Origin of the sequence: Kitasatospora sp. NPDC127035 (assembly GCF_042726075.1) — a bacterium.
Classification (GTDB): domain Bacteria; phylum Actinomycetota; class Actinomycetes; order Streptomycetales; family Streptomycetaceae; genus Kitasatospora.
The window spans coordinates 26,052-39,467 of sequence record NZ_JBHXDN010000002.1 but is presented as its reverse complement, the minus strand read 5'-3'; the positions used below and the strand labels follow the sequence as shown (position 1 = coordinate 39,467).

The window sequence follows — 13,416 nt, the reverse complement described above, 5'->3', positions numbered from 1 at the left end:
GTGCGGCGAAAGCGGCGCGGGTGCGGCTCCCGGCAGGGGCGCGGGGGCGGCCGTCGCCCCGGGCCGGCGGGAGCGACGGCCGGGCGGTCGGGCCTCGATGCGGTCGGGCGGTCGGGCGGTCGGAGGGGCCGGTGGGGGCCGTGGGCCGTCCGGCGGTCGGGTGCGGGGCTCAGCCGAACGGGCCGGGCTCCGGAGCGGCGGCCGGTGGCGGGGCCGGGCGGTCCTCCGGCTGCGGGGCGAACGGGTTGAAGTCCGGGGGCGGGACCATGACCGGGGTGCCCTTGGGCCGGGGCCCGGGCTCGTCGGCGTTCCCGGCGGCGCCCCCGGGTGCGGGAGGGGCGGCGGGCGGCGGCGGGACCGGGGCGGACCGCAGCAGGACGGTGGTGCCGAACGGGTCCTGCGGACGGTCGGCCGCCGTCACCGTGCCGAACGGGTCGGTGACGGGGACGGCCGGGGGCGGCCCGGCCGGGACGGGCGGGGCGGGCTGCGCGTCCGGCTGCGGGGCGAAGGGGTCGAAGTCCGGGGGCGGCACCATCACGGGGGTGCCCTTGGGCCGGGGCGGCAGATCGGCGTCACCGGCGTCACCGGTGCCCCCGGTGCCGGTGGCGCCGTCGGGGACGAGGATCGGCCGGGCCGGGGTCGGGTCGGCGACCTGCGCGAAGGGGTTGAAATCGGCGGGCGGGACGCGAACGGGCGTGCCCCGCAGGTCGACCGGGAGCGGGGCGGCGTCGGCCGGCACCGCGTCGGCAGGTGCCGCGTCCGCCGGGGCCGCCGCGTGCAGCGCGGGCGCGGGTTCGGCCGGCGGCGAGGGGGCGGGAACCGGGACGGCCTGCGCCGGGGCGGGCGCGGCCGGCGCGCCGGGCACGCCGTCCCAGCCGAACTGCACGCTCTTCAGCAGCTCCGCGAACACGTCCGTGTACAGCTCCCAGTCCTGCGGCTGGGCGGTGCTGAGCTGGACGCAGAGCACCGAGACGCCGTCCGGCAGCGGGACGAACGCCTCCACCACCGACGTGACCGCCCAGCGGCGCACGCCGTCCGCGGCCAGCGGGCCCGGCACCGGGACGCTGCGGCCCTCCACCAGCACGGCGGCCGGTCCGGCCGGCAGCAGCACCGTCCACACCTCGGCGTGCCGGCGGACGGTGGCCAGCTCGGTGGCCAGCCCGGTGATCGGCAGCGGGTGCCGGGCGAGCGAGACCACCAGGGTGGCGTCGGCGGGCCGGCCGTCCGCCCGGAGCGCGGCGACGCCCGCGTAGACGGCGCCCGAGGCGCAGACCGCGTCGGCCAGCGTGGCGGCGATCACCGCGAAGTCGCGGCGGCCGGCCGGCTCGGCGCCGCTGAACAGCTCCTCGGCGGTCTCCGCCAGGTGCGTGGCCAACTCGGCGGCGGCGGCGCCGGCGGCCGGGTCGACGCCCCGGACGGACGGGGAGCCGCCGGCCGGGCCGAGGGGCACCGTACGGGCGGAGACCCCGGGAGGCCCGCCCGGGGAGGTCAGCGCGTGGAAGCCCGGCGGGGCGACCAGGCGGACCTCCGAGCCGGCGCCGGTGGCGAGTTCGACCGGCTGCCGGGTCTGCTGCCCGGCAGCGAGTGCCGCCAGGGGGGCGGTGAACGGCGGGCGGAGCTTCGGGTCGGCGGGCTCGCCGGTCACGGGGAGCTCGAACCGGGCGGCGGTCAGGACACCAGGAGCGTCGGGCGAGGCGCCGCGGACCGGGCCGGCGGTGCCGTACCGGCTCAGCAGCGCGCCGGTCGCCAGCGCGGAGACCTCGGCTCCGGTGCCCGGGCGGGCCGTTCCGGCGGTGATCACGGTGCCGAGCCGGTCGACGGCGGTGTGCACCGGTCCGTTGGGCGCGAGGGGCAGGTCGAACAGGGCCTCGGCGGCCGGGCCGCTCACCCGTAGGGCGGTCAGCGAGGACGCCGGGTGGCGTGAGGTCCGGGCGTCGAAGAGGGCGTCGGTGAGCGTTCCGAGCGTCGCGGAGATCCGCTCCGCCGCCGCGAAGGGGTTGGCCTCCGCGCTGAACTGGCCGTCCTGGGTCAACTGTTGAGCCCCCCGCTCTGCTCGGTGTGCGTTCGGTGGTCCGGGGACCCGGGCCCGGGGTGACCGGCGGGCCGTCAGATCCGTGCCCATTCCTATCAGAGGCCGCCGACGTGGCAGAACCTGCCGTCGGCGGCCCGGCCCGGCCCGTCAGGCGTCGGCGGGCGCGGGGCGTGCGGGTGGTGCCACGTCGGCGGCCTGCCCGGCGGCCTGCCCGGCGGCCGGCTCGGCCACCGGCCCGGGGGGCGGCTCGACGGCCAGGGCGGTGACCGCCTCGGCGAGGCCCGGGACGGCGAACAGCCCTGCCAGGTCGCGGACCAGCCGCCCGGTCGGGCCGTCCGGCCGCTCGTCGGCGAAGAAGCCGGTCAGCTCGGCGGCGAGCGCGGGCTCCCGGGCGGCGGTCAGCGTGAGCGCGGCGACGAACTCCTGCACCAGGTGCAGCTGCAGCTCCTCCAGCGGCACCGAGCGGTCGGCCAGCCACTCCAGCGAGGTGATCTCCGCGTTGGCGATCCACGCGCGGACGGTGAGCCGCAGGCCCGGACCGGGCTCGGGCAGTGCCAGGTGGCCCAGGATCTGGTCGTGCGCGGCCCGTCGGACCTCGTCGATCACCGCCGAGGTGTTGGTGCTGGCCGCCACCGAGCCGCCGCGCAGCAGCGCCGCGAAGCCGGGGCCGTGGCTCTGCACGAAGTCCAGGTAGCGGCCCATGACGCGGTGGAGGCGCTCCGAGAGCGGGCCCTCGGCGGGTTCCTCGAACCGGGCCGCCAGCTCGCGGCCCGCCCGCCGCAGCGACTCCTCGTACAGGGCCTGCTTGCCCGGGAAGTAGTGGTAGACCAGCGGCCGGGAGGCGCCGGCGGCGGCCGCGATGTCGTCGATCGACACCTCCTCCGGCGGGCGGAGGCTGAACAGCTCCAGAGCGACGGAGATCAGCTGCTCGCGCCGCTCGTCCACGCTGAGGCGCCGGCGCGTGCGCTCGCCGCTCCCGCGCCCGGGGCGCTCAGGGCGCTCGCCGCTCCCGGGGCGCTCGGCGGGCGACGGGTGCGCTGCGGGTTCCGGGCGCGGGCCGCCCGCGGGCCGGGCCGTTCCTTCCGGCGCCGCCGGGCCCTCGGGCCGCGCCGGGCCGTCCGGTCGTTCCGAGCGCGCGGGCGCGGGGGAGGGGGCCGACGGCGTGCGGGATGCCATGCGCGCCACCTTATCCGGCGCTACCCCGCGTACCGCTCCAGGTAGCGCCGGTACGCCTCCCGGCCGTCCGGCACGAACTCGTCCCGGGCCAGCCGCTCCGTCAGCTCGGCGGGGGTCAGCCACGTGTGCCAGGCGACCTCCGACTCCTGCGGCGCCACCGGGCCGTCCCACTCGGCCTCGTACACGTCGGACCACCAGCCCAGCCCGTCACCCCGGAACAGGAACCGGAACAGCGGGCGCGGGACGATCCCCTCGACGCCCAGTTCCTCCTCGGCCTCCCGGACGGCTGCGTCCTCGTACGTCTCGCCGGAGCCCACCACCCCGCCGACGAACATGTCGTGCGCGCCGGGGGCGAACAGCTTGGTGGCCGTGCGCCGGTGGACGAAGATCCGCCCGGCGGGGTCCCGGACCAGGACGAAGACGCACCGGTGGAGCAGTCCCCGCCGGTACACCTCCCCGCGCGGGGCGATCCCGATCACCCGGTCGTGCTCGTCGACGACGTCCAGCAGCTCTTCGGCAGGGTTGGTCATGACCGACAGGTTAGGGTTTCCGGGCGATCGACGGACACATGTGCGGAAGAGGGCGACACGCGGTGGTGGAGATCTGGGGCGAGACGGCCGAGGGCTTCGAGCCCGTACGGGAGGCCTTCGCGCGCAACTTCCGCGAGTACGGCGAACTCGGCGCGGCCTTCGCACTCTACGTGCGCGGTCGCAAGGTGGTCGACCTGTGGGGCGGCGACGCCCGGCCCGAGGTCGGCGGGCGGCCCGCGCCGGCCGTGCCGTGGACCGCCGACACCGCGCAGGTGCTGCGCTCGGTGACCAAGGGCCTCACCGCCACCACCGCGCTGCTGCTGGCCGAGCGCGGGCAGCTCGACCTGGACGCGCCGGTGGCCGCGTACTGGCCGGAGTTCGCGGCGGCCGGCAAGGAGCGGGTGCCGGTGCGCTGGCTGCTCTCGCACCAGGCGGGCGTGCCGGCGCTGGACGTGCCGCTGCGCCTGGAGGACGTGCTCACCTGGGAGCGGGCGGTGGCCGCGGTGGCCGCCCAGGCCCCCGCCTGGGAACCCGGCACCGCGCACGGCTACCACCCGTACACCTTCGGCTGGCTGGTCGGCGAGGTGGTGCGGCGGGTGAGCGGGCGGACGGTCGGCCAGTACTTCGCCGAGGAGATCGCCCGGCCGCTCGGCCTCGACCTGTGGATCGGGTTGCCGTCCGGCGCCGCGCCGCGGGTCGGCCGGCTGGTCGACCTGCCGGCGCCGGCGGCCGCCCGGACGGGGCCGAGCGGGCTGCGGCTGCGCCCCAAGCAGGCGGTCCGGGACGCGTACCAGGACCCGACGTCGCTGACCGCCCGCGCGTTCGCCTCGGTCCGGCCCGGGGTGGACCTCAACGATCCGGCGGTGCAGGCCGCCGAGATCCCCGGCGCGGGCGGGATCGGCACGGCCCGGTCGCTGGCCCGGTTCTACGCGGCGCTGGCCGGCGTGGCCGACCGGCACGGCGGCAGCGGCGGGACGCTGCCGCCGCTGCTCGGCCCGGAGGTGCTGGCCCGCGCGGTCGGGCCGGTGGTCAGCGGACCGGACCGGGTGCTGATCGTCAACTCCACCTTCGGGCTCGGCTTCTTCCGCCACGGCCCGACCGCGCTGATGTCCTCGCCGGCGGCGTTCGGCCACCCGGGCCGGGGCGGCTCGCTGGGCTTCGCCGACCCGGACCTCGGGATCGGGTTCGGCTACGTGACCAACGGGATGCAGCCCGGCGTCACGGGGGACATCCGCTCCCGCACGCTGATCCGGGCGGTGCGGGGCTGTCTCGGCCTGTCCTGAGCGGGCATCAGGCCTGACCGGTCTCGAAGCGGCTGATCCGGCCGCCGTCGACGGTGAACCGCCAGGCGGTGCGCATCTCGCCCCAGGTCTCGTTGCTGTAGTTGGCGACCAGCGCGCGGCCGCCGTCGGACTCGGACTGGACGTCGATGTGGCCGCGGCTGGTGAAGATCTCGCGGTCGATCCAGTCCTGCAGGTCGCGGTCGGAGCCGTCGTCGGCCATGGTCGCGTCGGGGGCGAGCAGCGCGACGAAGGCCGCGCGGTCGCCGGCGTTGATCGCGGTGACGGCGGCGCGCACGGTCGGGTCGGACAGTTTGGCGGTGGCGATGGTCATCCGGTCTCCCAGGGGTGAAGGGTCGGGTACCTCCTGTTTAGGGCGTCGGCCGGGACTCGCCGGGCATGTCGGCGGCGCGTCGAGGATATGGAGGGATTCATGTGCTTAGATCCCGATACGGGTGATTTGCCCTCGGGTCCCCGGCTGAGCCACGGGGAGTGGCGTACGGAGTGGGAAGTCGGCCGGCCCGACTTCCCACTCCGCGTATCTGCCGGGCCCGGCGCCCTAGAAGAGGCCCTGGGCGTCCGGTGCGTAGCTGACCAGCAGGTTCTTGGTCTGCTGGTAGTGCTCCAGGACGGCCTTGTGGTTCTCCCGGCCGATGCCCGAGTTCTTGTACCCGCCGAAAGCCGCGTGCGCGGGGTACGCGTGATAGCAGTTCGTCCACACCCGGCCGGCCTGGATGGCGCGTCCGGCCCGGTAGGCGGTCGCGCCGTCGCGGGTCCAGACGCCGGCGCCGAGCCCGTACGGCGTGTCGTTGGCGAGCGAGATCGCGTCGTCGAAGTCCTCGAACCGGGTGACGGCGAGCACCGGTCCGAAGATCTCCTCCTGGAAGATCCGCATCCCGTTGACGCCCTCGAAGACCGTGGGCGTCACGTAGTAGCCGCCGGCGAGGGAGCCGCCGAGGTCGGCCGGCTCCCCGCCCGCCAGGACCTTGGCCCCCTCGGCCTGGCCGATCTCGATGTAGGAGAGGATCTTGCGGAGCTGCTCGTCGCTCGCCTGGGCGCCGACCTGCGTCTCCGTGTCCAGCGGGTTGCCCTGACGCAGCGCGCGCACCCGCTCCAGGCCGTCGGCGAGCAGCCGGTCGTACACCGCGGACTCGATCAGCGCCCGGCTCGGGCAGGTGCAGACCTCGCCCTGGTTGAGGGCGAACATCGCGAAGCCCTCGACGGTCTTGTCGTAGAAGGCGTCCTGCTCGGCGGCGACGTCGGCGAAGAACAGGTTCGGGCTCTTGCCGCCGAGTTCCAGCGACACCGGGATCAGGTTGCCGCTGGCGTACTGGGAGATCAGCCGGCCGGTCGTGGTCTCGCCGGTGAAGGCGATCTTGCGGATCCGGTCGCTGGAGGCCAGGGGCCGGCCGGCCTCCAGGCCGTAGCCGTTGACCACGTTGAGTACGCCGGGCGGCAGCAGGTCGGCGGTCAGCTCGGCCAGCAGCAGGACGGACGCGGGGGTCTGCTCGGCGGGCTTGAGCACCACCGCGTTGCCCGCGGCCAGGGCCGGGGCGAGCTTCCACACCGCCATCAGGATCGGGAAGTTCCACGGGATGATCTGGCCCACCACGCCCAGCGGTTCGTGGAAGTGGTACGCCACGGTGTCCTCGTCCAGCTGGGAGAGGCCGCCCTCCTGGGCGCGCAGTGCGCCGGCGAAGTAGCGCAGGTGGTCGACGGCGAGCGGCAGGTCGGCGGCCAGGGTCTCGCGGACCGGTTTGCCGTTCTCCCAGCTCTCCGCGACGGCGAGCCGCTCCAGGTTCTGCTCGATGCGGTCGGCGACCCGGAGCAGGACCTGGGCCCGTTCGGCGGGCGGGGTGCGGCCCCAGGCCGGGGCGGCGGCGTGGGCGGCGTCGAGCGCGGCCTCGATGTCCTCGGCGGTGCCGCGGGCCACTTCGGTGAAGACCTCGCCGGTGACCGGACTCGGGTTCTCGAAGTACTGGCCCAGGACGGGCGGTGCCCACCGGCCGCCGATCCAGTGCTCGTAGCGGGGGCGGTAGCCGACGACGGATCCGGGCTGGCCCGGGGGCAGGTAGACCGGCATGTTCTGGGTGCCTCCTCGCGCTGTCAGGCGCCGTCACGGCACGCGGGCCGGGCGGCGCGCCGGGCCGCGGCAGGGGGCGGCCCGGCGGAGGGTACGGACACACACGCGGGTCGGGCGCCCCTTACCGGGACACCCGCCGGGCAGCACCCTAGCCGGGGACGGCCGGTTCGGCTACGGTCCGTACGGCCTGGGTCGACGGAGGGTGGCGGTTTCCGGTCGCCCCCGGAACCGGGTGCCCGCGCGCCGGGCTGACGGGTACTGGGGCGTGCCCCCGCCCCCCTGCGGCCCCCGTGCGCCCGCGTCCGGTCGAACGGCACGCGCCCCCGGAGCCCGCCTCGCGCCCGGCGCAGCCACCGCGCGCCGGGCGCGAGGACTGCGCCGGTAGCGAGAGGAGGGGGAGCGAGGGGGCTGCGGAGAGCGGGCGCCGTCGGGCGCCGGGGGCGCGCACCGTGGGGCGCCGACCGTCGACACCGGATCGGGACGGCCCGGTGGCGGGCGGCGAGGGGCCGCCAGGGGCGGCTAGGCGGCCTGGTAGCGCCCCGTGCGGCGCTCCCAGCTCAGGTATCCGGCCAGCCAGGTGAGGAGGCCGTCGGCGTACCGCTGGGCGAGGCTCCGTTCGACCCGGGCGAGGCCGAGTTCCCGGTGCACGTCGGGCAGCCGGTCGTGGAGTCCCCGGCAGCGTTCCACCATCAGCTGCGCCTCCCCCATCACCACGGAGCAGGCCTCCTCGGCCGAGCAGTTCCGTTCCCGCTGCACGATCATCACCAGGTTGTTGACGTCGCCGCGCGGGGCCTCCAGCGGGTACGACCGCACGTCGTTGGTGAGCGACGGGATGTCGGCGGCGAGCTGGCGGAGCTGGCGCAGCACCGGGTGGTGCAGGACGGCCGGGGGGACCTCGAAGTGGCCGAGCCGTTCGACCATGTCGAAGATGGTCTCCATGGCGGCGGTCCCGCGCCGCAGGACCAGGTACCCGTCGCGGTCCGGTGGTCGTGGGGAGATCCGGCCGGCCGCCTCGGCGGGGTGACTGGCGAGGTACCACTCCCAGTTGTACGCGGCGCGCGCCTGCCAGCGCGCGGGCATGCCCTGGGCGCTGCGCTCCCAGAGGTCGGCGAAGGCGGTCTCGACGGCGGAGTCCGGGTGGGGGCGGGCGCCGTGCAGGACGGAGATCAGCCGGTCACAGATCGGCGCGACCTCGGTGGGGCGGCGGCCGAGCGGTCCGTCGAACTGATCGTCGAACAGGAAGTAGAAGCCCATCAGGTCTGCGGCCAGGGCGAGTTCGTCGGGACCGGCGTCGGGGTAGCCGAGGGCGGCGAGGTCGACCACCTCCCAGTGCGCGTACGACGGGTGGGTCGGGTCCGGCAGCAGCGGGTGACGGGTCAGCCAGGCGCGGTGCAGTTCGGTGGCGTACGGCCCGTGGGGGCTGCGACGGTGCGGGAACGGAATCTGAAGTGAGGTGTCGTCAGACATCGGACTCCCGGGGCGGCGAGGGGTGGGGGTGCTGGCGGTACTGGGCGTGACGGTGGGGGAGTTGAGGAATTTCGGCCGTGCGGGAAATGCGGCTGTGCCATGATCAACCCACTACGCGGGGCGTAGAGTATCTGATGCAATGATCGGACGTTAGGGATATAGGGCAATTGCCCTTGGCAAGGCCTTCGAACCCTCGATCTCGGCCCCGGCCTGCGTGAATGGATTCCACCCCGCCTCCGGCGGCGCTAACCTCGGCTCCACGGGCAGGGATCGGCGAGGCGGAGGGCGCGACGGTGACCGAGCGGGACAACGAATTCCGGGCGGAGGCGGTGCCCGGCGGACCGGAGGCGGCGGCTGCCCCGAACCGGGTCAGGTTGCGTGACCGCGACGCCGAACTCCGCTCGGCCGAGGCCGCCGTGGACAAGCTCTGCCGCGAGTTCGCCGCCGGCGGCACCGAGATCGGCGAACTGCTCACCTTCTCCGGCCGGCCCGGCATCGGCAAGACCACTCTGCTGCACGAGGTCCGACGCCTCGCCAAGCTGCGCCCGGGCGCCACCGTGCTCTTCGCCCGCGGCGGCGAGCGCCAGTTCAACGAGCCCTACCACGTCCTGCGGCAGCTGCTCCAGCCCGTGCTCGGCAGTCTGAAACCCGGAGAGTTCCGCCAGGTGATGGGCACCTGGGAGGAGGTCGTCGGCCCGGCGATGGGCCTCAAGCAGCCCAAGCAGGGCGCCCGCCGCCTCGACCCGCAGGGCGTCCGTGACGGCCTCGACTACGTCCTCACCCAGCTCGCCCCGCGCCGCGCCCCGCTCGTGATGATCGTCGACGACCTGCACTGGGCCGACCTCGAATCGCTCGCCTGGCTCTCCCAGTTCGCCGTCCGGGCCCGCGAGCTCCCGGTCCTGCTCGTCTTCGCCTACCGGGACGACATCGCCGACTGGCCGACGGAGTCCCAGGACCACCACAGCGCCGTCACCGGACTCGCGACCCGCAAGCACGAGTTGAGCCGTCTCTCGCTCGTCGCCGTGACCGACATGATCCGTGCCGAACTCGGCGACCGGGCCGAGGACGCCTTCTGCTACGAGTTCTGGAACGTCGTCAACGGCAACCCGTTCGAGGTCGTCGCCCTGCTCGACCAGGTCCGCGACCAGGAGCTGGATCCGGTCGAGGAGAACTCCCACCAGCTGCGCGAACTCGCCGTCGACGCAACCGGGATGACCCTCAAGAGCTGGCTGGACCGGCTCGGCGCCACCACCCTGCGGTTCGCCTGGGCCGCCGCCATGCTCGGCACCGACATCCGGCAGGACCTCGCCGCCCGGATCTCCACCCAGAGCGGCGAGGGCGCCCGCGAGTCCATCAAGGCGCTGCGCAAGCAACGGGTGCTCACCCAGACCCCGAACGGCAACCTCGAGTTCGTCCACCCGCTGATCGCCAGCTCGATCTACAACACCATGCCGGAGGCCACCCGGACCGGCATGCACGGCGTGGCCGCCGCCGAGATCGAGAACGCCGGGCTCGGTCTGCTCGCCGCCTCCCGCCACCTGGTGGAGACCTTCGCGGGCGAGGGCGACGACCGCACCGTCCGCAAGCTCCGCCGGGCCGCCGCCGAACACCTGCTGATCGGCGCACCCGAGGCCGCCCAGCGCTGCCTCCACCGCGCACTGGCCGAGCCGCCGGACGACCTGGACCGCGCCGAGGTGCTGTACGAGCTCGGTTGCTCCGCGCTGCTCACCGACCCGATCGCCACCGTCAACCAGCTGAAGCTCGCCCTCGACCCGGAGGAGGGTCCGCTGCGCGCCTCGCTGCGGGTGGACGCCACCTTCCGGCTCTCGGAGGTGCTCGCCCACAGCGGCGAACTGCGCCAGGCCGCCGTGGTCTGCCAGGAGGAGGCCGAGCGCACCGTCTCCGATCCGGCGGGACGGCTCAGGCTGGAGGCCGCCTCGTTCATGTGGCACGCCTACCGCAAGTCCGAGGAGGACGGCCCGGCCCGCTCCGCCCGGCTGGGTGCGCTCTGCGACAGCCTCTCCGGGCGGGACGCGGCCGACCGGGCCGTCCTCGCGATGCGCGCCTGGGACCTCACCCTGCGCGGCGAGCCGTCCGCCGAGGCGCTCCGGTACGCCGACGACGTCCTCGACAACGGCCGGCTGCCCAAGGGCCTGGGCTGGACCGACAACACCTGGGGCTTCGAGCTGCCCGCCACCCTCGGCCTCTCCTACACCTACAACGACCGGATCGCGCAGGCCGAGCGGCTCTTCTCGGACGCCATCATCCAGTTCGAGGTGGCCGGCTGGAGCGGTGCCCACCGGGGCTTCGCCTACTTCCTGATGGGCCTGGCCCGGTTCCGGCGCGGCCTGCTCGCCGAGGCCGAGGACTTCCTGCGCCGGGCGCTGCGGCTCTCCGAGCGGATCGGTCCCAAGCTGCCGCTGGCCTGGGACGCGGTGGGTGTACTGGTCGACACCCTGATCGCCCGCGGCCGGCCCCGGGAGGCCTGGGACCTCGCCATCGGCTTCGGTTTCCACCCGCCGTACCACGCCACCGCGATGGTGCTGCCGGACGCGGCCTCGCTGTACGGCAAGCTGCTGCTCGCCGTGGACCGGCCCGCCGGTGCGGCCGCCGCGCTCACCGAGGCCGGTGCCCAGCTGGACCTGCGGGGCTGGCACAACACGGTCTGGGCGCCGTGGGCCGGGCACCTGGCGATCGCCCTGGCCGGGGACGAGCCGGAGCGCGCCCGTGCGTACGCCCGGAGGTCCGTCGCGGACGCCGAGCGGTTCGGCACCGCCTCGGCGATCGGCACCGCGCTGCGGCTGTACGCCCAGATCGAGGACGGCCAGCAGGCGGTCGAGCTGCTGGAACGGGCCGTGGCGCACCTCGGGCAGTCGCCGGCCGGTTACGAGCACGCGGTGGCGCTGGTCGACCTCGGGGCCGCGCTGCGCCGGGTCGGACGGCTGGAGGACGCCCAGGAGTACCTGTACCAGGGGATCGAGCTGGCACAGCACTGCGCCGCCGACGGGCTGGTCGACCGGGCCCGGCGCGAGCTGGCCAACTACGGGCTGCGGCCCAACCGCCTGGGCGACGTCCGGGAGATGCTCAGCCAGCCCGAGTGGGACGTCGCCCGGCAGGCCGTCCGCGGCGTGCCGCCGCAGCGGATCGCGGAGACGCTGGACCTCCCGCTCAGCCTGGTCAACCGCCGGCTGGCCGCGGTCTACCGGAAGGCCGGCAGCGGCCCGGACGGCCTGGCCGCCGCGCTCGGCCTGCCGCCCGGTCAGCGGGACGCCGCCGGGGCGGACGGTCTCGGGCCGGACGGACTCCGGCTCGACGGCGACCTCCCCGGCGGGACGTGACCGGACCGGACCGGGCACCGGTGGCACGGGCATCGCCGGCACGGGCATCGGCGGTGCGGCGGTGCGGCGGGGAGAGCGCGTGGCGGACGGCGGGCGCGCGGCGTCGGCGCGTCCGTCGGCGGGTGAGGTGCCGGGCGGCGCGCGGAGACTTCATGAGCGCCCCCGCCATGGTGCTCCTCGTTAGGCTTTCGCCCACGGGGGCCCGCCGAGGCGCAGTCCCCCGGACGGGACCCGGAACCAGCGCGGGGGCGGTGCACCGCCCCCGCAAGTGAGGAGCAGGCCATGGCGACGCCCCCGGCGAACGGGCCGCAGGCGACCACTGTGCGGCACGAGCCTTTCGAGCCCGCGGGTGCGGGCGCCGCCATCGAGCGCTGGACCCTGCAGGCCGGCCCGTACGAGGCGAGCGTGCTCTCCCTCGGTGCCACCCTGCACACCCTGGTCGCGCCCGACCGGCAGGGCCGTCCGGCGCAGCTGCTGCTCTCCACGGACCGGCTCACCGAGATCCTCGGCCCGGCCCGGCACTACGGCACCGTGGTCGGCCGGTACGCCAACCGGATCGACCGCAGCGCGGTCACCGTCGGGGGCGAGGAGTTCCCGCTGGCCCCGACCGGCAACGGAGTGACCCTGCACGGCGGCCCGGACGGGTTCGCGCACCGGATGTGGGCGGCCGAGGAGCTGCCCGCCGGCGTGCGGCTGCGGCTGCACAGCCCGGACGGCGACCAGGGCTTCCCGGGCGCGCTCGACGTCACCGTCGACTACACGCTCGCCCCGTCCGGGGAGCTGACCGTCGAGTACCGCGCCGTCACGACCGCGCCGACCGTGCTCAACCTCACCAACCACGCCTACTTCAACCTGGCGGGGGAGGGCACCGGGGACGTCCTCGGCCATCTGCTCACCCTGGACGCGGACGGCTACACGCCCGCCGACGAGCGGCAGATCCCGTACGGCAGGGTCGAGCCGGTGGCCGGTACGCCGTTCGACTTCACCACCGCCCGGCCGATCGGCAAGTCCGTGCATGACGAGCACCCGCAGCTGACCGGTCCCGGCGGGTACGACCACAACTGGGTGCTCCGCCCGCGTCCGGCCGACGGCGCCCCGGTCCGGGCCGCCCTGCTGGAGGACCCGGTCAGCGGCCGCACCCTGGAGGTGCTGACCACCGAGCCGGGTCTCCAGGTCTACACGGCCAACGCGTTCCAGGGGGCGGTGACCGGCGCGAGCGGGGTGCCGTACGGGCCGTTCGCCGGGGTCGCGCTGGAGACCCAGCACTTCCCGGACTCCCCGCACCACCCGGAGTTCCCGAGCACCGTGCTCCGCCCGGGGGAGGAGTTCCGCTCGGTCACGGTGCTGCGACTGGGCGTCTCCTGACCCCGCCGCTGCAAGCAGATTTCACCGGTTTTCAGTACGGAGGGTGGCCCCGGCGGCTTCGGTCGGCCGGGGCGAACCGGACATAGCGCCATAACTTCCACACCTGTCAACTACCGTGCGGCAACGTGAAGGACACGTGGGCGTA

The 13,416-nt window shown here is 75.3% G+C and carries 9 protein-coding genes; 3 read left to right on the top strand and 6 right to left on the bottom strand.

Annotated features, from left to right (window positions below; all coding sequences use genetic code 11):
* Positions 1 to 169 precede the first annotated feature (169 nt).
* From ACFWIC_RS01220 to ACFWIC_RS01210, 3 genes are all read right to left on the bottom strand, one after another.
* On the bottom strand, positions 170 to 2,032 hold the full coding sequence (locus ACFWIC_RS01220) for a hypothetical protein (protein WP_380514757.1): 1,863 nt from the start codon (positions 2,030 to 2,032) through the stop codon (positions 170 to 172).
* A gap of 147 nt (positions 2,033 to 2,179) precedes the next feature.
* Positions 2,180 to 2,977, bottom strand: coding sequence for a TetR/AcrR family transcriptional regulator (locus ACFWIC_RS01215; RefSeq protein ID WP_380514754.1), 798 nt, complete (start codon positions 2,975 to 2,977; stop codon positions 2,180 to 2,182).
* A 251-nt stretch (positions 2,978 to 3,228) separates the two neighbouring features.
* Positions 3,229 to 3,738: an NUDIX domain-containing protein gene (locus ACFWIC_RS01210; protein WP_355400882.1), complete on the bottom strand. Its 510-nt coding sequence runs from the start codon at positions 3,736 to 3,738 to the stop codon at positions 3,229 to 3,231.
* A 62-nt stretch (positions 3,739 to 3,800) separates the two neighbouring features.
* Here ACFWIC_RS01210 and ACFWIC_RS01205 point away from each other — a divergent pair, with 62 nt between their 5' ends.
* Positions 3,801 to 5,021: a serine hydrolase domain-containing protein gene (locus ACFWIC_RS01205; protein ID WP_355400881.1), complete on the top strand. Its 1,221-nt coding sequence runs from the start codon at positions 3,801 to 3,803 to the stop codon at positions 5,019 to 5,021.
* Between the two features lie 7 nt (positions 5,022 to 5,028).
* Here ACFWIC_RS01205 and ACFWIC_RS01200 read toward each other — a convergent pair whose 3' ends face one another.
* From ACFWIC_RS01200 to ACFWIC_RS01190, 3 genes are all read right to left on the bottom strand, one after another.
* The gene (locus ACFWIC_RS01200) at positions 5,029 to 5,352 is read right to left on the bottom strand and encodes a nuclear transport factor 2 family protein (protein ID WP_329880284.1); all 324 of its coding nucleotides are present in this window, start codon (positions 5,350 to 5,352) and stop codon (positions 5,029 to 5,031) included.
* Positions 5,353 to 5,577: 225 nt separating this feature from the next.
* Positions 5,578 to 7,101 carry an aldehyde dehydrogenase family protein gene (locus ACFWIC_RS01195; RefSeq protein WP_380359852.1) on the bottom strand — a complete coding sequence of 508 codons (1,524 nt, stop codon included), beginning with the start codon at positions 7,099 to 7,101 and terminating at the stop codon, positions 5,578 to 5,580.
* A gap of 519 nt (positions 7,102 to 7,620) precedes the next feature.
* A complete protein-coding gene (locus tag ACFWIC_RS01190; protein ID WP_329880282.1) occupies positions 7,621 to 8,568 on the bottom strand; it encodes a terpene cyclase in 948 nt (315 codons plus the stop codon).
* 293 nt (positions 8,569 to 8,861) lie between these two features.
* Here ACFWIC_RS01190 and ACFWIC_RS01185 point away from each other — a divergent pair, with 293 nt between their 5' ends.
* On the top strand, positions 8,862 to 11,906 hold the full coding sequence (locus tag ACFWIC_RS01185) for an AAA family ATPase (protein WP_329948805.1): 3,045 nt from the start codon (positions 8,862 to 8,864) through the stop codon (positions 11,904 to 11,906).
* 282 nt (positions 11,907 to 12,188) lie between these two features.
* Entirely contained in the window at positions 12,189 to 13,271 is a 1,083-nt protein-coding gene (locus ACFWIC_RS01180; protein WP_380514748.1) for an aldose epimerase family protein, read from the top strand.
* Positions 13,272 to 13,416 lie beyond the last annotated feature (145 nt).